Raw genomic sequence first — 18138 nt, forward strand, 5'->3', positions numbered from 1 at the left:
CGCAGCTGGACACCATGAAATGCGGAGGGCGCTTGCTTAGCCGTGAGAGACGGTGGAGGTCGTTTGATTTTCGGGGACTGTCCCCACTCTCGCTAAAGCACTAAAGCTCCGGCACCCGTTCGGCAGGCCGTTGGGGGGCTTGGGTTTGCACAACTATGCCTCTGTCCCCCGCCGCTTTAAAGGATGTGGGGTCAGAGGCAGTGCCTGTCCCCACTTTCGCTAAAGCACTAAAGCTCTGGCACCACTGCTGTTAAAGCCTTATACAGCAAGGCTTGGCAGTCATAAGCCTTTGTCCCCTGCTGCTTTAAAGCATGTGGGGTCGGAGGCACGCACTCACGACTCCGCCCAGAAGTCCAGGTCAGAGGCACCCGCTCACACCCCATCCAGAAGTCCAGGTCGGAGGCACACACCCACGACCCCATCCAGAAGTCCAGGTCGGAGGCACACACCCACGACCCCATCCAGAAGTCCAGGTCGGAGGCACCCGCTCACGACTCCATCCAGAAGTCCAGGTCGGAGGCACACACCCACGACTCCGTTCCGAAGTCCATGTCGGAGGCACCCCACCGTCTCCCGCCCCACTTCAAAAGGCAGCCCTCGAAATAGGGCTGCCTTCTAAAAGAAAATAAGATGAGATCAAAGCTTAGTTTTCCATTTGGCGGGCCAGGAACCCGGCTGCAGTTTCGACGGCTTTTTTTTCGACTTCGCCGAGGGTGCCCTCTTTTGTGTAAATGACAACTGCACCAATTGGGTCCCCGTTTGCGATGATGGGTCCGATTGTGTAGCCTTTGACTTCTTCTTTAACGCCTTCAAGCAGCTGAATTTCGCCGCCTTCTGCTTTGAGTACGGAGGTTCTTTCCTCCATGGATTTTTCGATATCTTCGCTGATGTTGCGGTTTAAGTATTCTTTCTTTGAACCGCCGGATACGGCGATGAATGCATCCCGGTCACAAATGAGCACTGGATGGCCCATGCTGTCGTACAGGGCATCTGCATATTCTCTGGCGAAATCGCCAAGCTCGCTGATGGGCGAGTATTTTTTCAGGATGACTTCTCCGTCGCGGTCGACAAAGATTTCAAGCGGATCTCCTTCGCGGATGCGGAGTGTCCTCCGGATTTCTTTCGGAATGACTACACGTCCTAAATCATCAATTCGACGAACAATACCAGTTGCCTTCATCTATTGCTGCCTCACTTTCACCTTGTGAATTGATTCTTGGGATTTGCCGCATTTATCGCTGCAAACACCTTTTGTTGAGAATAGTATCCTTCACTGGAAAGGGAATATACACACAATAGATGAAAATATAAGCAAAACTCAGCCTGCGGAGATTTCTTCTTTCTTTACCTTGCGGAGTCCTCTGAGGAGACCGATCAGGATGGAGAGCTTTTCTTCCGGTTCCAGACCTTTCGTTTGGATGGAGATTTTCAGCTTGTTCCCATCCATTCCAAGGCCGACCTTCCTGCCGTATTTGCTGCTTAGTTCAAACAGCTTCTGGCCGTCCGCTCTCATGCTGGCTTCCTCTTCTACAGATAAATAAATAACGTTCTTTGCTTCTTTGATGGTTTCTACCCGTTCTCTTACCGAAAGCAACTTTGCTTCGGCTGCTTTGAACAGATAGCTGACCTCTGCCGGGTAGTTTCCGAAGCGGTCTGTCATTTCCTCTTGTAGCTCTGAGAGATCCTCTTCAGATGTGATGGCCCGGAAGCGTTTATACATATCAATTTTCTGCTTGCCGTCAGAAATATACCCTTCAGGAATATATGCATCCAGATCAAGGTCGATTTCCGGTACGAATTCTTTTTCCTTCGGTGCATCGCCCTTACGTTCTTCGATGGCTTCCTTCAGCATTTGTGAGTACAGATCAAAGCCGACTGAGTCGATAAAGCCGTGCTGCTGGGCGCCGAGAAGATTACCGGCTCCCCGTATCGATAGATCCCTCATGGCGATCTTAAAGCCGGACCCGAGCTCGGTGAATTCTTTAATCGCCTGCAGGCGCTTCTCTGCCACTTCGGTCAGGACCTTGTCCTTGCGGTACGTGAAATATGCATAGGCAACCCTGCTGGAGCGCCCGACACGGCCTCTCAGCTGATAAAGCTGGGAAAGGCCCATTTTATCTGCATCATACACGACAAGTGTGTTGACGTTCGGTATATCCACTCCCGTCTCAATGATGGTGGTACTGACCAGAACGTCCGATTGGCCTTCAAGGAAATTCAGCATGACTGCTTCCAGTTCGTTCTCCGACATTTTCCCGTGGGCATAGGTCACACGCGCATCCGGGACGAGCATGGAGATTTCGTCAGCTTTCCGGCTGATGTCTTCAACACGGTTGTAAAGAACATATACCTGGCCGCCGCGTGAAAGTTCCCTTTCGATCGCCTCCCTGACCAGACCGCCGTTATTCTCCACAACGTATGTTTGAACCGGGTAGCGGTTTTCGGGCGGCGTTTCAATGACAGACAGATCCCTTACTCCGAGCATGGACATATGCAGAGTGCGGGGAATCGGCGTAGCCGTCAGCGTAAGCACATCGACGTTGGCTTTCATCTGTTTGATTTTTTCTTTGTGGGTCACCCCGAAACGCTGCTCCTCATCAATGATCAGAAGACCGAGGTTTTTGTATTTCACGTCTTTGGAGAGGAGGCGGTGGGTTCCGATTACGAGGTCAACTGTCCCGTTTTCCAGACCCTTCGTCGTCTCGTTCATTTCCTTGCGTGTTCTGAAGCGGCTCAATAAGCCGACTGTCATCGGATAATCCTGGAACCGCTCACGGACGGTTTCATAGTGCTGCTGGGCGAGAATAGTCGTCGGCACAAGGAGGGCCACCTGTTTCCCGTCCGCGATCGCTTTGAAGGCAGCACGGATGGCGACCTCGGTTTTTCCGTAGCCTACGTCCCCGCAGAGGAGGCGGTCCATTGGACGTTCACGCTCCATATCACGCTTGATCTCATGAATGGAACGGATCTGGTCCTCTGTTTCCTGATAAGGGAAGGCCGCTTCAAAATCCCGCTGCATTTCACTGTCAGGGGAGAACGCATAGCCTTTGCTTGCTTCCCTTTCGGCATACAGCTTGATCAGATCATCTGCAATGTCCTGAACGGAAGATTCAACCTTCTTTTTCACCCGGCGCCAGTCATTGCCTCCGAGTTTATATACTTTCGGTTCTTTTCCTTCCGAGCCCACGTATTTCTGCACCTGGTCAATCTGTTCTACCGGCACATACAGCTTGTCGGAGCCCTGATAGCGGATATGGAGGTAATCTTTATGATTTCCGTTGATTTCAAGCGTTTCAATCCCAAGGTACTTTCCGATCCCGTGATTGATATGAACGACATAATCACCGGTTTGCAGCTCCGAATAGCTCTTGATCCGCTCGGCATTGGATAGCTTTTGGCGTCTTGGCTGTTTTTTGACCCGCTTTTTAAACAGCTCTTCTTCCGTCACCACAGCAATCTTTTGAAGAGGCAGTTCAAATCCGGTCTGAAGGTCGCCTTCAAGAATATAAGCATGGCCCGGCTTCAGGGGGTCCCCATCCTTAATGACGGTTGCCTGCATTTCATAATCTTCAAGCACCTGCTCGAGTTTCTGGACGCGGTCTGCATTTGCTCCAAGGAAAACGGTAATGAATTTCCCTTTTTTCCACCGGTCCAGTTCCCCTTTCAGGACATTCATCTGCCCGTGAAAGTTCTGCATTTGCTTGCAGGATACATTTAGAATATTCTGCGGGCTTGTATGCGGAACGTGGCGCAGGAACAGCGATAAGTATACAACGGAATGGGGAGTAAGGTTCAGCGGATGTTCCCGGGATATTTTTGCATCATGGACGATTTTCCCCTGCTCAAGCATCCCGGTAATCCAGTCGGCTTCCTCATTTTCAAGCTGTTCCATCATTTCGTGGATTCTGCTGATTTCATCCATGACCACTGCTGCGTTTCCTTCAAAATAATCTATTAAACTAGCAGGCTTTTCATAGAAGAAGGAGAGGTACTTATACAGCTCTTCTTGAATTTGCCCGTTTCGGATCATTTCAAGGTCATGCTGGATATTTTGAAGGAGCAGTTCTTTATGCTGATCATTCTTCAGCTTTTTCAGCGATTTTGAGAGAGCCTCTTCAAGCAGTGTTTCACAGCGCTCCAGCTGGTCCCTTTGAAGAAGAAATTCTTTGGCAGGACCGATGGTGAGCCTTTCTTTTTTATCCAAAGACCGCTGATCGGCTAAATCAAACGAGCGGATGGAATCAATCTCTACATCAAAGAGCTCAATCCGGACCGGATGTTCCTCTGTGAGCGGATACAGGTCAATGATTCCTCCCCTGACGCTGAACTCTCCGGGAGCGGAAACCATGCCTGCCCGCTCGTAACCGATCTGGGAAAGCCATTTGTAAAAAGATTCTGTATCGAGCTCATCTCCGATTGCGACTGTCTTCTGGCTTGCTGTCCACTGGCTCTTGGATGGAAGAAGCCTTCTAAGGGCAGCTGCCGGAGCGACTACGATCCCTTTTTTCCCGGAGGCCAGATGATTGAGAACCTCCATCCTCTGCGCCATCAATTCAGGGCTCGCAATCGCCATATCGGATGCGATCAGCTCATTTACAGGGTAAAGAAACACATCATCCCCGGACAGGTTTGACAGATCTTCATACACCTTTTGAGCCTGAAACAGGTTGTGGGTGACGACAAGAACAGACTCCCCGATTTCTTTGTACAGGGAGGAAGTAAAAAGGGTTCTGGCTGATCCGGACAGACCGGCCAGCAGCTGCTCTTTAAGACCTTCTTTTAAACCGGCAGCCACCGTTTTAAAATCTTCGTTGGAATAAAAAAATGAATGCAGACTTTTCAAGCCTTTCCCTCCTTCCGTCAACATTCCCCGTGCCTGGACGGGGACAAATAGAAAAATGCTTTGGATGAAAGCCAAAGCTCCTTATTGTATAAACTTGTCAACCTGATGAAAGGCCGGGTTGCGGTCCAGTGCCTCCTGGCAGTCCTCGCAGATCGTTACGACCTCTATATCTCCATTCGCCGCGTAGCGGATCATTTCCTGTCTTTCTTCACTGGTCAGATGATGAAATCCCAAGTCGCCGCTGCGGATGGATTCCTGATCAAGCGTGCCGACCTTTGTGCCGCAATGACGGCAATAATAGTGGTAGCCCATAGGTTCCTCCATGCGCTTTTTACAGTTAGTATAGACGCATCGGGGAACCGTTATACTTATTTAGGCTGGTTAAAATCATTCATCACCTGCAAAAACGGCTTGCTGAGCCACTCCTCACAAGCTACTGCAGAACGTGTAACCGCCTCGCTGATGAGCGGCTGCTCTTCTTTTGAAAAGGAGCCCAGCACATAATCAGGCACCTTCATGCCGGCAGGCGGACGGTCGATCCCGATGCGGATCCGGTTGAACTCCTGCGTGGCAAAATGCTGGATCATGGATTTAATGCCGTTATGTCCACCGGCACTGCCTTTTGTACGAAGCCGGATTTTTCCGGCAGGCAGATCAAGGTCATCATAAATGACAGCCATGTTTTCATCCGGTACTTCATAATAGTCCATCAGCGGCCGTACACATTCCCCTGATAAATTCATATAAGTAAGCGGCTTCACGAGCAGCACCTTGCTGCTTCCTGCAAACCCGGTGCCGTACACACCATTGAATTTTGTTTTATCCAGCGGTATCGAGAGCCGCCGGGAAAGTTCATCGATCACCATAAAACCGGCATTATGCCGGGTGTCGGCATATTGCCTTCCCGGATTACCCAAGCCTACAAAAACCTTCAAGTGATTCCCACCTTTATTTTAAAATCCGTGATCGAGCATGAATGGATCTTTTTTTATTGTTCTTCTGCCTGGCCGTTTTCTTCCGTCTTTTTGAAAAATCCCGATAATCCCGGCTGTTGCTTGCAGCCGGCAGGTAGAAAAGAACTGCTGTTTCCCTACTCCATTATAGTATAGAAAAGACTTCGGACATAGAAAAGAGGCTGGCACAAAACAAATTGCTTTGTGCCAGCCGGCTGTAACCTTATTCTGCCTTTGTGCCTTCTTCGCGGCCTTCTTCATTCTCAGGCTCGCCAGGTTCCTGTTCTTCACCGGAATCAATTTCCTCTTCCACACGAGGAGGGAGAATTGACGCGATGACTTGATCCTGCTCGGTGCTGATCGTGTATTTCCCCTCCGTTTTCAAGTCGGCAACAGTCAGAGTGTCATTGACGGCAAGCTCTGAAATATCTGCTTCGATTTGCTGGGGAATCTCACTCGGCTTAGCGGAAACCATGACTTCGTGAAGGGATTGCTGTAGCACTCCGCCGTCTTTGACGCCTTGAGCATCTCCGGTCAGGTGAAGTGGAACAGCGACCTCAACATCAGAATCCATGTTGACTACGAGAAAATCGGCATGAAGGATTTCGTTTTTCATTGTATCCATCTGCATGTCATTTACCATTACAGAATGTTTTTTACCCTCTACATCCAATTGGATGATGGCATTCCGTCCATCATCGCGCAAAACCTTCAAAAGCTCTACGCTGTCAAGGGAAACGGCTTTATTGTCCGTTTTGTACCCATATATGATGCCAGGCACATGGCCCTTTATTCGCAATTCTTTTACAGCTGATTTTTTAAACGTTTTTCGTTCTTGTGCTTTAATTGTGCTCATGTCCTACACCTTCCTAGTATCGTGATAAATTGCTTATTATAATCAATTCCCACAACCCGTCCGGTCTAAACATACAGCTTTTGCTCAATCGAAAAGCGTGCTTACTGACTGCTCTTCATGTACACGGATGATCGCCTCTCCGATAAGAGGTGCTACAGACAGTTCGATGATTTTTCCAATTTTCTTTTCTTCAGGCAACGAGATGGAATTTGTCACGACCAGCTCTTTGATCTTTGAACTTTCGATTCTTTCAATGGCCGGACCGGATAGCACCGGATGAGTACAGCATGCATATACCTCAGCTGCGCCGTTCTCAACAAGAGCATTGGCTGCAAGGGTGATGGTGCCGGCAGTATCGATAATGTCATCGATCAGAATTGCTGTTTTCCCTTCAATGTTCCCGACGATGTTCATAACCTCAGACACGTTCGGTCTCGGTCTGCGCTTATCAATGATCGCAATCGGTGCTTTCAGGCGGTCTGCAAGCTTGCGCGCGCGTGTAACCCCGCCGTGATCCGGAGAAACGATGACGATATCCTTCAGCTCTTTTTTACTGAAATAGTCACCAAGAATCGGAACACCCATCAAGTGGTCGATCAGAATATCAAAGAAGCCCTGAATCTGCGGTGCATGGAGGTCAAGCGTGATGACACGGTTCGCTCCAGCTGTTTCAAGCAGATTGGCTACCAGCTTAGCAGTGATCGGTTCACGGGCACGCGCTTTACGGTCCTGGCGCGCGTAGCCGTAATATGGCATCACAATGTTGATGGTTTTGGCAGATGCTCTTTTTAATGCATCAATCATAATCAGCAGTTCCATGAGGTGTTCGTTGACTGGGGCACTGGTCGACTGAATGATGTAAACATCGCAGCCCCGGATGCTTTCCTCGATATTAATCTGAATTTCTCCATCGCTGAAGTGTGTAACGGAACATTTACCAAGCTGAACGCCTACTACGTCTGCAATTTCTTCAGCTAGCGCCGTGTTTGAATTCAGAGAGAAAATCTTTAAATTTGCATCACCGTACTGATTGGACATATTAAGGTGAACCTCCAATTAGGTATTAGAATTTTGATTCATGCTAAGCCGCCCGACATAGTCTTCTTTGTTGACCTGTCTTGCGCGCGCTACAGAGAGCGCCTGGCCGGGCACATCTTCGGTAATCGTTGAGCCTGCTGCTACGTAGGCTCCTTTTCCGACAGTAACCGGTGCAATCAAGTTTGAATTGCAGCCGATAAACGCGCCGTCTTCCACCTTTGTCAGTGCTTTATTTTTCCCATCATAATTTACAGTAATGGAACCGCAGCCGAGGTTTACGTCTGCTCCGATTTCCGCATCCCCGATATAGCTTAAGTGAGAGGCTTTACTGCCTTTCCCCATTGCGGACTTTTTAACTTCCACAAAGTTGCCGATCTTGACTTCGTCTGCAATAGAAGACTGCGGACGGATGTGCGCAAACGGTCCCACAGCAGCATCGCTTCCAATCTCGCTGTCATGAACAACCGATTGGCGGATAACCGTGCGGCTTCCAATCACACTGTCTTTGATCTCTGAATTTGCTCCGATTTCGCTATCCTCACCGATGATGGTTTTTCCTTTGATGATGGTACCGGGATAGATCACGGTGTCCCTGCCAATTTCCGCTTCAGCTGAAATATAAGTCTGCTCGGGATCAATCAAAGTCACGCCGTTTTTCATGTGGAACAGATTGATCCGTCTCTTCATGAACTTTTCTGCTTCTGAAAGAGCTGCACGATCATTGACGCCAAGCGACTCTTCAAACGAATCAGCCTGATAGGCAGAAACCGTTTCTCCGGCGTTCTTAAGAATTTCGATCACATCCGGCAGGTAGTATTCCCCCTGGACATTATCATTCGTCACTTTGCTAAGCGTGTCGAAAAGCATTTTATTATCGAAGCAGTAGGTGCCTGTATTGATTTCATCAATGGCTCTTTCTTCTGCGGATGCATCTTTATGTTCGACAATTTTCTCCACCAGACCTTCTTCATTGCGGACGATGCGGCCGTAGCCTGCAGGATCCTCTGCTTTGACAGTCAGGATGGTAGCTTTGGATTTCGTTTCACTGTGATGGGCAAGCAGGTTCTCCATCGTATCAGACGTAATGAGGGGTGTATCTCCGCATACGACGATGGTTGTACCTTCAAGATCTTGAAGCTGGCTTGAAGCCTGCATAACCGCATGGGCTGTTCCAAGCTGTTCGCTTTGCAGAGCATATTCACTCTTGTCTCCAAGCTGCGCCTTCACCATTTCTGCTCCGTGGCCAACGATTGTCACCACTTTGGAGAGTTCAAGTTTGGACAATTGATCCGCCACATGCTGAACCATTGGTTTGCCGCAGACAGGATGTAGAACTTTATAAAGCTTGGATTTCATGCGTGTACCTTGACCAGCTGCCAAAACGACTGCAAAACGATTTTCCATGTATGTATGCCTCCCAGGTATCCCTATTTATCCATAAAAAAATATATCTTAAATAAGGGCTTTTTTCAAGGAGCGATCAAAAAGTGCCTTATATTTCTCACATTTGTAAAATAAGGAACGGGACTTTTACAGCATGCCTTTTACCGGAGGAGAAGCGGAGGAAGAGGAGGAGGACATAAGTAAACCCCTGTTACACGGTAACAAGGGCCATCATATTTTTAGGAAGCACCTGCTTCTTCAAATTCAACTTCTTCCATTTCACCTAGCCTGTGATACTCGGTCAGTACGGCTTCCTGGATTTTCCCGCGCGTGCCCGAGTTGATCGGATGTGCAATATCACGGAATTCTCCATCAGGAGTTCTTTTGCTCGGCATCGCTACAAATAAGCCATTGTTCCCATCAATCACCCGAATGTCATGCACAACAAACTCATGATCCAGTGTAATGGATGCAATCGCTCTCATGCGGCCCTCTGTGTTAACGCGGCGTAATCTTACGTCAGTCACTTCCATTATGTTCACCACCTTTTCCCTGGATGAAAAAACTTTATAGTAAGAATTCCACGGAAAGATTGGATATCCTGCAAATTCAGAAAATTTTTTTTGGAAAATCAGGAAAAGGTAGGAATGTTTTCATATTGACTTAGGAAAGTGATTTGACTAAGGCAATGCATTCGATTTCGATCAATGCATCTTTTGGCAGTCTGGCCGCTTCCACACAGGAGCGTGCAGGCTTGTGGGTATGGAAATACTCTGAGTAAATTTCATTGATTTCAGCAAAACTGTTCATGTCCTTAATAAAGACCGTCGCTTTAATAACCTGATCCAGCGAACTCCCTGCTTCTTTAAGAACCGCTTCCAGATTGGCAAAAACCTGATGGGTCTGCTCGCGGACGCCTCCCTGGACCATTTCGCCGTCCGGCTTAAGCGGGATTTGTCCTGAAGTGAATACAAGGTTATTAACGAGCAAGGCCTGCGAATAAGGTCCGATTGCAGCAGGTGCATCAGCTGTTTCCACAATTTTCATTTTACTCATCCCTTCTTTTTCTCTTCCATCCGCCAATATCTTCCCGGGTCGAACAAGTTGCCTTCCTGCAGTTCAATCTGCTTGCCTTTGACATCAACACCGGTCAGTTTCACGAGTGATACATAATCATCCACGAGACGCTCTTCTGCTCCTTCTGTTTCCACAAGGACCCCGATTCCAGCTACATTTGCCTGAAATTCATCCAAAAGACTGACCATCCCGTTGATGGTTCCTCCTGCTTTCATGAAATCATCAATAATCAGGACATTTGAGCTTTCTCTCAAACTCCTTTTTGCAAGAACCATTGTCTGAATCCGCTTGGATGACCCGGACACATAGTTGATGCTGACGGTTGATCCTTCTGTCACTTTACTGTCCCTTCTGACGATGATAACAGGGACATTCAAGTAATTGGCAGCTGCATATGCCAGCGGAATCCCCTTTGTAGCGACTGTCATGACAAGATCAATTTTCCGGTCAGCAAAAAGAGAAGCAAACATCCGGCCAATTTTCTGAACGAGTGCAGGATCACCGAGTATATCGGTCAAGTATAAGTAGCCTCCCGGAAGAAGACGGTCCGGCGCCGCCATTTTCTGTCTGAGCGAGCCCAGAATCATCCTGGCTTCCTCAGCGTCCATACCGGGAACAAACTTGACTCCCCCTGCCGCTCCGGGCACTGTCTGAAGTGTACCGGCTCCCTGCTGCTCGAACGTTTGCTTAATAATGGTTAAATCTTCACTGATGGATGACTTTGCAGACTGATACCGTTCAGAAAAATAGGTAAGAGGGACAAGCGAATGCGGATGGCTCAGCAAATAATTCGTCATGTCCACGAGTCTGCCGCTTCGACGAAGCTTCATGGAATAACCCCCAAAATCCGAATATTGTTAAAGATAATATATCTTAACATACGGATTTAATCAAGTTCACATCGATCGCCCAGCATCCTTACGGCAAAGACCTGATCGCAAAAACCTCTTAGCCCATTATAGATCCTCTGCACCTTCGACTCGTATTGGACAAGGCCGAATACGGTCGGTCCGCTGCCGCTCATCAGAACCGCGTCAGCGCCGAACCGCTTCATTTGATCCTTTATAACCGCTACTTCCGGCTGCATTTTTAATGTAACGGACTCCAGAACATTGCCGAGATTTTCGCAAATCCCCTCGTAGCTTTTTTCCTGAATGGCCTCAATCATTCTGCCTGTATGGGGATGCCTTACATGATCCAGCTTCAGTCCTCTGTAAACGTCTGCTGTAGAAACACCGGCAGCAGGCTTGGCCAGAATCACCCAGCAATGAGGCGGGGCTTCAATATGCCTGATTTTTTCGCCCCGTCCGGTAGCTAAAGCTGTGCCTCCATACACACAGAACGACACGTCCGATCCGATTTCCGCTCCAATGACTGCGAGTTCGTCCAAAGAGAGCCCCAGATTCCATAACCGGTTTAACCCTCTTAAAGCTGCGGCTGCATCACTGCTTCCGCCTGCAAGCCCTGCGGCTACCGGTATGACCTTGGTGATCCCAATGGACACTCCCCGCTTTATGCCGAACCGCTCTTTCAGCAATTGGGCAGCCTGGTAGGCGAGGTTCCGATGATCATCGGGGACAAACCGGTTATGGGATGTGATCGAGATCCCGCCTCTTGGGCCAAGGTCTGTTAATTCGATCCTGTCTGCCAGATCAATGGTCGTCATCACCATTTCCACTTCATGAAATCCATCGGGCCTTTTATGTAAAACATCCAGCGATAAATTAATTTTGGCCGGTGCCTTTTCTAAAATACGCATTTTTTCACCTGCTTCTGAAACGAACTGAAATTGTATCCACATTGTACCACAAATTAAAGAGAAATATCGCTGTTTTTCGACATGACCGTTCGCTGTGAATCCTTTCAACCATACGGAAAGGGACAGCCATTAACAAATGGCTGCCCCTTCATTTATCTGGTCTGTGATGCAAGCTGTGCTTTTGCGAGCTCTACGGCCCGCTTCGTCATATTTCCGGCATCCTTGGAGCGGATGCCGCCCCAGCCTTCATTCATTACTGTATCGTAAAAGCCCAGATCCTTTGCAAGCTCATATTTGAAGCTTTCGGTCATGACTCCTCTTCTTCTGCCCATGTCCAGAACCTCCCCATTTGTTCTCACAAGTGTCCGGGATGATGCAGCCGGGACTCTTTTAGTATGGGTCCCCCGCGGCAAAAGAAGCAGCATAAAAGGCTGTAAAATCAGGCGAATTCAGGAAATTTAACGAGTATATTGATGAATGATGGCATACGAAAAACCACCCGGCTGCTGCAAAGTCTCCAGCCCGGTCCCCATGGATTCTGTTTCACGATTGCAAAAGCATGACTAAGCGGTCTGTCTCACAGGCAGCTGCCCCCGGCCTTACCGGCCGGATTTTTCCCATTAAAAAAAGCAGCAAACCAAATGTTTACTGCCCGCTTAAAGCCAATGCTCCTGATGCATCTTCAAAAAATGTTAGTTGTACAGTTTCGGTGAGAACATCTGCATAGCTGTAGGAAACCCTTTCAAATGCGTTTTCATCCTGATCCAATTCTACGATAAAGACGGCTGGATAGGTTTCAGCAAGCACTCCAGATCGCTCTACAGTCTTTCTGCGACCTCCGTTAGCCTTCAAGGTCAATCTCTTGCCCAGATTCAAATCCAACGAGTTTTTGATATCGGTTAAAGTCTTCGCCATTGCATCCACCTCACTGTAATTGATTATACCTCTTTAACGCCCTAAAGTCAAATAAAATTTAAATTATACAGAGGCTAAACAGCAATGTCAACAAAATTATTTCTACAATATTCTTTGCTTTCCGCACCTAGTATGCACCTTAATTTTTCAAGTTATGTATGTTTTTTCTATTTATTTTTACAGAGATGAATCGAGCCATCAAATTGGCGTTTACTACCGGGCCGGCACTTTCCCTTCACACAATCCGCTTTTGCACATAGGCTAAAAAAGGACCCATTAGCAGGTTTGTTCCAAAATCCCCGTTTTGGAGTGAGAATATGGCTTTTACTATAGGAGATATCGTAGCACGGAAATCGTATCATATGGATATGCTGTTCCGGGTGATTGATTTAAGACAGGGGCAGAACGGAGAAATGATTGCGGTCCTTTACGGAGAAGAATTCCGCCTCATTGCTGATGCTCCGTCCTCTGACCTTGTAGGGATCAGTGACCGGGAACTGAACCAGCGGCACGTTCAGCAAAAGGAGAAAATTGATCAGTCCCTTTACCTTTTGAAGCAGGATTACCAGCTGCTCAAGGAAAAGAGAGAATATTATGCGACGGCAAATTACAGCCACCAGGAGGACTTCTTTCATGTTCCCGGGAAAGTTTTGCATATGGATGGAGATCCGGTATATCTCCAGAAATGCCTGGCGCTTTATGAAAAAATCGGTGTTCCTGTGCACGGGGTTCACTGCCTTGAAAAAGAAATGCCGGATAAAGTGAACGAGCTGATGGCACGTTACCGTCCTGACATCCTGGTTATTACCGGCCATGATGCCTACTCGAAGCATAAGGGGAGCATGAGTGACCTGAATGCATACAGACATTCCAAGCATTTTGTAGAAGCTGTCATGAATGCGCGAAGCCAGGTTCCGAACCTTGACCAGCTCGTCATCTTTGCAGGCGCATGCCAGTCCCATTTTGAATCGCTGATCCGGGCAGGAGCCAATTTTGCCAGCTCGCCTTCAAGAGTGAACATTCATGCACTGGATCCAGTATACATCGTTGCGAAAATCAGTTTTACCCCGTTTGTGGAGCGCATAAATGTATGGGATGTACTGCGCAACACACTGACAAGGGAAAAAGGCCTTGGCGGTGTGGAAACAAGAGGTGTCCTGCGAACCGGTATGCCCTACAAACGGATTCAAACGACCGTCCAGGAATCCTAGCCAGTTCCGGACGGTTTTTTCCGTTCAGCACGCCGAAAAACAGAAACAGCCCAAACCATGTAAGCGGTTTGGGCTGTTTGCGTTTTATTTTTTCAGCAGCGGAAGCAGCACATCTGAAACTTTGGCAAATTCTTCAACAGTCAGGGACTCTCCCCGCCTTTTCGGGTCAATCCCGGAATCAAGAAGCTTCTGTTCGATCTCCTCTTTCACTGCTCTTCCATGCGGATAAAACTGCAGAAGGTTATTCATGAGCGTCTTTCTTCTCTGGGCAAAGGATGCCTTCATCAGCTCAAAGAAGAAGGCTTCATCGAGCATCTCTGCTGCCGGCTTGTCTCTTTTCAGAAGACGGATAACCGCGGAATCGACATTCGGCTGCGGAACAAAAACGGTTTTTGGCACGACCATCACTGTTTTTGCTTCGGTGTAATATTGAATGGCGATGGACAGCGAGCCGTATTCCTTTGTGGAGGCGTTGGCTGCTATTCTGTCGGCCACTTCTTTTTGAAGCATGACCACAATGCCTTTCAGCGGCAGCTTGTCTTCCAGAAGCTTCATGATGATTGGCGTAGTTACATAATAAGGAAGATTCGCTACCACCATGACTTCCTTACATTCTGAAAACTCCTCCTCCATCACAGATTTGACATCTGCCTTCAAAATATCTTCATGGATGATTTTGACGTTGGGATACGGAGAGAGTGTGTCACTTAGGATCGGCAGCAATCTCTGATCAATTTCAAAAGCTACGACTTTTTTAGCCCGCTTGGCAAGCTGTTCAGTCAGCGCTCCAATTCCAGGTCCGATTTCAATCACGCCGGTGTCTTCCCCTACTTCTGCATGATCGACGATCCGGTGCAGCACATTTGTATCGATTAAAAAGTTTTGTCCGAGGCTCTTTTTAAAGGAAAAGCCATATTTCTTCAAGATTTCCTTCGTGCGGGCCGGTGTTGCGATATCTTTACTCATTCTTCATTTCCTCCTGCAGAATCCTGTCCATTGCTTCTTCGAAAGCAGGCTTGGTGATTTGAAACATCTGCAGCCTTTTCAGCAGCTGCTTTCCATTGGTATGCCCTATTTTCAGACTCGTGCCCAGCTTCTCCCGCCGCTCACTTGCAAGCGGATGGCCGATCAGGCCATAGGGCAGGAGATCATCCTGTGTCCAGGTTGAAGGAGAATCAGGCATTTCTTCCCGAACCTCTTTCAGCGCCTCCCGGATCGCTTCAGGTGACGCATGTTCTACTCCGATGCCCCTTCCCCTTTTAGGGCGTGCATCTGCTTTTTCTATAAACGCATGCTTGCAGCCTGGGACAGCTGCTGCAATGGTTTTGCGGATTTTCTCTCCCGGAAAATCAGGATCGGTAAAAATAATGACCCCGCGGGCAGCAGCCGCCAGCCGCACCCGCTCAATGACATCGGCACCGATGGCAGAGCCGTTCGTTTCAATGGTATCGGCCTTAACCGCTCGTTGAATAGCGGTTGTATCATCCCGGCCCTCGACCACAATTATCTCTTTTATTTTCATTTTTTCCTCCAGAAAGTGAAACTTTCAGAAATTTCAGATCGTCTAATTCATGTAAACATGTATCGTTATTATAACGCAAAGTGCCTGATTAGCGAAAAATGCCTTTTACTGCACGAAAAAAACAGAGGGCGGAAATCCCTCTGTGCGTATGAGCGTGCGGCTGAAAAACAGGCAGGTGTTAATTGAGGATTTTAATTTTTACCCGTTTATTGCCCCACTGGACGGCAGATGCCTGGTCAGCGAAGAATACATCAATTTTATTCCCGTTGATGGCAGAACCGGTATCTGCTGCTACTGCGTAACCGTACCCTTCAACGTATACTTTCGTCCCAAGCGGAATCACATCCGGATCCACTGCTATGACTTTTGCGTCCGGATTTGCCTTTAGATTCACGCCTGTTGCTGTACGGCCTGAACATCCGCTGCAGCTAGCCGTATAAGCAGTAGAAGTTACATACATCTCTTTGGAAACCGCATCATTGCTTCTTGATGCAATGGTTTTCGGAGCAGGCTTGGCTGCTTTCGGTTCAGCGGATGCACGGACCGGTTCCGGTTTCGGCTCGGTCTTTGTGCCTACTGCCACGATGCGGTCCTTGCTTTCCTTGACTGTTTGCTCCTTCACAAGCTTGCGTGAAACTTCTTTGCCATTTTCTTTTAAAACATCAAAATGTTTTTTCTTTGATCCTTTTTCGCCTTCTTCAACGACTCGCTGCTTTCCGCGTTCCAGGTTGCCGTCGTTTTTCGTAACGACAGCAAAATCAAGCGGTTCTTCCACTACATCGGTGACTTTTTCTACTCTTTTTACGGTGACAGCTTCATTCGGCTGCAGCGTATCATCTAAACCTGGCTCAACTTTATCTGCTGGATTGAGTTTAACGTTCTGATTCCTTAAAAAGTCAGCGACCGTAGTCGAAGTGGTCCATGCCTTTTTCTCTTTGCCGCCTACATTCATGGTCAGCTGGAAAGCACGGTTGATGGAGAGGGAAAGCTGATCCTTTATCTTCGTATCCGGGGACGGTCTGATCTGATCATGGCTGGATAATTTAATGCCTTCATCCTTAAGCATCTCGCCTACTGTATCAGCCGTTGTCCACAGAGTCTTTTCCTTGCCATTGTCTGTTAAGCTGACCGGAACGGCTGCTTCATAGACAATTTTCATGCTGCTGTCTAATTTTGTGTTCTCCGAATGAGAAAGCTGGTCTTGCTCGCGCACATCTATATCTAATTCTGCGAATAAATCTCCAACTGTGTTTGCGTGCGTTCTGATGTTCTCCTCGTTTCCGTTCACCGAAACAGATACTTCATCCTTCGTTCCCTCGTATGTACCGAAAGCAGTACCTGTTCCCATTACTAGCAAACTAGTAGCGGAGAGGATGAGTTTGTTTTTACTCACCTTTTCGGAAAACAGCTTTTTCAAGTTTTCTATCACTATGAAAAACGCCTCCTTATCCTCCGAGTGATTATATAGAGTATCTCTCAGACTGTCAACCCTCACCACATTTCTCTTATTTTTCTAGCCGCAGTCACTATTATGCTTATTCACCGCTGATTAGGGAAGGAAAACTTGTCGACAAAGTTATCCTATGTCCCGGCTTTCCAATGTAGAACTTTTTTGAAAAAATGACATAAGAGACAAGCTTCCCTATCATTTGACAGGGAATTTTGTCATGAAATGCCGAAACATTTTTTCGCGTTTTCCATCGTGATGTCTGCGATCTCTTCGTAGGTCATGCCCCTCAGCTCCGCAATTTGCTCGGCCACGAATTTCACATAACCCGGTTCATTTCTTTTCCCGCGGAAAGGATGAGGCGTCAAATACGGACAGTCTGTTTCGATCAGCAGCCGGTCAAGCGGGATTTCCGCTGCCACTTCCTTCGGCTTTTTCGCATTTTTGAACGTTACCGGTCCGCCAAATGAAATATAGAAATTCATATCAATGCATTCCATGGCGGTCTCTGCACTTCCTGTAAAGCAATGCATGATGCCGCCCACTTCCTCGGCACCCTCTTCTTTCAGGATTTCTACTACATCTGCGGTCGCATCCCGGTTGTGAATAATGATCGGCAGCTTCACTTCTTTAGCAAGTGCGATTTGTTTTCTGAACACTTCTTTTTGAACTTCCTTCGGGGATTTATCCCAATGATAATCAAGTCCCATTTCCCCAATAGCCACTACCTTTGGATGAGAAGCAAGCTCTTTAATCCAATCCAGATGCTCATCCGTCATATCAATGGCATCAACCGGATGCCAGCCAACAGCAGCATACATAAAGTCATATTGTTCCACGAGCTCCATTGCCCGATTGATTGTGTCTGTATCAAAACCGACTACGACTATTTTTTCGACCCCTTCCTGACGGGCCCTTGCAATCACTTCTTCAAGATCTTCTTCGTACTGTACCGCATTCAAGTGTGCATGTGTATCAAAAAGCATAAATGTGCTCCTTTCAATTGTGCTGCTGTCATCCCTTTTTGTAAAAAAACAGGTAGAACCGGCTTAAGCGAGCAGGTGTTCAAATGCAGCAGCATGTTTTTACATATCCTAACAAAAAAGACCTGCATCTCCCGCATAGTTTATCAAA

The 18138-nt window shown here is 47.8% G+C and carries 18 protein-coding genes; 1 reads left to right on the top strand and 17 read right to left on the bottom strand.

Annotated elements, in window-relative coordinates; translation table 11 throughout:
- Positions 1-643 precede the first annotated feature (643 nt).
- The 13 genes from spoVT to veg all read right to left on the bottom strand — a co-directional run bounded on the left by spoVT (position 644) and on the right by veg (position 12824).
- A complete protein-coding gene (gene spoVT / locus GKZ89_RS17775) occupies positions 644-1180 on the bottom strand; it encodes a stage V sporulation protein T (RefSeq protein ID WP_155113747.1) in 537 nt (178 codons plus the stop codon).
- 138 nt (positions 1181-1318) lie between these two features.
- Positions 1319-4843, bottom strand: coding sequence for a transcription-repair coupling factor (gene mfd, locus GKZ89_RS17780; protein ID WP_155113748.1), 3525 nt, complete (start codon positions 4841-4843; stop codon positions 1319-1321).
- Positions 4844-4924: 81 nt separating this feature from the next.
- Positions 4925-5155, bottom strand: a complete 231-nt coding sequence (gene fin / locus GKZ89_RS17785; protein WP_155113749.1) for an anti-sigma-F factor Fin — start codon at positions 5153-5155, stop codon at positions 4925-4927.
- Positions 5156-5211: 56 nt separating this feature from the next.
- The gene (gene pth / locus GKZ89_RS17790; protein WP_155113750.1) at positions 5212-5778 is read right to left on the bottom strand and encodes an aminoacyl-tRNA hydrolase; all 567 of its coding nucleotides are present in this window, start codon (positions 5776-5778) and stop codon (positions 5212-5214) included.
- Between the two features lie 241 nt (positions 5779-6019).
- Positions 6020-6652 (bottom strand): 50S ribosomal protein L25/general stress protein Ctc, encoded by a 633-nt coding sequence (locus GKZ89_RS17795; protein ID WP_155113751.1) that lies wholly within the window; start codon positions 6650-6652, stop codon positions 6020-6022.
- Positions 6653-6736: 84 nt separating this feature from the next.
- Positions 6737-7690: a ribose-phosphate diphosphokinase gene (locus GKZ89_RS17800; RefSeq protein WP_155113752.1), complete on the bottom strand. Its 954-nt coding sequence runs from the start codon at positions 7688-7690 to the stop codon at positions 6737-6739.
- Positions 7691-7708: 18 nt separating this feature from the next.
- Positions 7709-9094, bottom strand: a complete 1386-nt coding sequence (gene glmU, locus GKZ89_RS17805; RefSeq protein WP_155113753.1) for a bifunctional UDP-N-acetylglucosamine diphosphorylase/glucosamine-1-phosphate N-acetyltransferase GlmU — start codon at positions 9092-9094, stop codon at positions 7709-7711.
- Positions 9095-9312: 218 nt separating this feature from the next.
- A complete protein-coding gene (gene spoVG, locus GKZ89_RS17810) occupies positions 9313-9606 on the bottom strand; it encodes a septation regulator SpoVG (protein WP_123913162.1) in 294 nt (97 codons plus the stop codon).
- A 130-nt stretch (positions 9607-9736) separates the two neighbouring features.
- The gene (locus tag GKZ89_RS17815; protein ID WP_155113775.1) at positions 9737-10120 is read right to left on the bottom strand and encodes a RidA family protein; all 384 of its coding nucleotides are present in this window, start codon (positions 10118-10120) and stop codon (positions 9737-9739) included.
- Between the two features lie 5 nt (positions 10121-10125).
- A complete protein-coding gene (gene purR / locus GKZ89_RS17820) occupies positions 10126-10980 on the bottom strand; it encodes a pur operon repressor (RefSeq protein WP_155113754.1) in 855 nt (284 codons plus the stop codon).
- A gap of 56 nt (positions 10981-11036) precedes the next feature.
- Positions 11037-11909, bottom strand: a complete 873-nt coding sequence (gene ispE / locus GKZ89_RS17825) for a 4-(cytidine 5'-diphospho)-2-C-methyl-D-erythritol kinase (RefSeq protein ID WP_155113755.1) — start codon at positions 11907-11909, stop codon at positions 11037-11039.
- Between the two features lie 152 nt (positions 11910-12061).
- Positions 12062-12241 carry a small, acid-soluble spore protein, alpha/beta type gene (locus GKZ89_RS17830; RefSeq protein ID WP_155113756.1) on the bottom strand — a complete coding sequence of 60 codons (180 nt, stop codon included), beginning with the start codon at positions 12239-12241 and terminating at the stop codon, positions 12062-12064.
- Between the two features lie 313 nt (positions 12242-12554).
- Positions 12555-12824 carry a biofilm formation stimulator Veg gene (gene veg, locus GKZ89_RS17835; protein WP_155113757.1) on the bottom strand — a complete coding sequence of 90 codons (270 nt, stop codon included), beginning with the start codon at positions 12822-12824 and terminating at the stop codon, positions 12555-12557.
- Between the two features lie 317 nt (positions 12825-13141).
- Here veg and yabG point away from each other — a divergent pair, with 317 nt between their 5' ends.
- Positions 13142-14035, top strand: a complete 894-nt coding sequence (yabG, locus tag GKZ89_RS17840) for a sporulation peptidase YabG (RefSeq protein ID WP_155113758.1) — start codon at positions 13142-13144, stop codon at positions 14033-14035.
- 84 nt (positions 14036-14119) lie between these two features.
- On the opposite strand, the gene rsmA is transcribed toward yabG, so the two are convergent.
- The 4 genes from rsmA to GKZ89_RS17860 all read right to left on the bottom strand — a co-directional run bounded on the left by rsmA (position 14120) and on the right by GKZ89_RS17860 (position 17990).
- Positions 14120-15001: a 16S rRNA (adenine(1518)-N(6)/adenine(1519)-N(6))-dimethyltransferase RsmA gene (rsmA, locus tag GKZ89_RS17845; RefSeq protein ID WP_155113759.1), complete on the bottom strand. Its 882-nt coding sequence runs from the start codon at positions 14999-15001 to the stop codon at positions 14120-14122.
- Positions 14994-15557, bottom strand: coding sequence for a ribonuclease M5 (gene rnmV, locus GKZ89_RS17850; RefSeq protein ID WP_155113760.1), 564 nt, complete (start codon positions 15555-15557; stop codon positions 14994-14996). Before rnmV ends, rsmA begins: the two co-directional genes overlap by 8 nt.
- Positions 15558-15735: 178 nt before the next feature.
- Positions 15736-16989, bottom strand: coding sequence for a ubiquitin-like domain-containing protein (locus tag GKZ89_RS17855; protein ID WP_338324947.1), 1254 nt, complete (start codon positions 16987-16989; stop codon positions 15736-15738).
- 233 nt (positions 16990-17222) lie between these two features.
- Positions 17223-17990: a TatD family hydrolase gene (locus GKZ89_RS17860; RefSeq protein WP_155113761.1), complete on the bottom strand. Its 768-nt coding sequence runs from the start codon at positions 17988-17990 to the stop codon at positions 17223-17225.
- Positions 17991-18138 lie beyond the last annotated feature (148 nt).

It is taken from the genome of Metabacillus mangrovi (assembly GCF_009711125.1).
Lineage (GTDB): Bacteria > Bacillota > Bacilli > Bacillales > Bacillaceae > Metabacillus_B > Metabacillus_B mangrovi.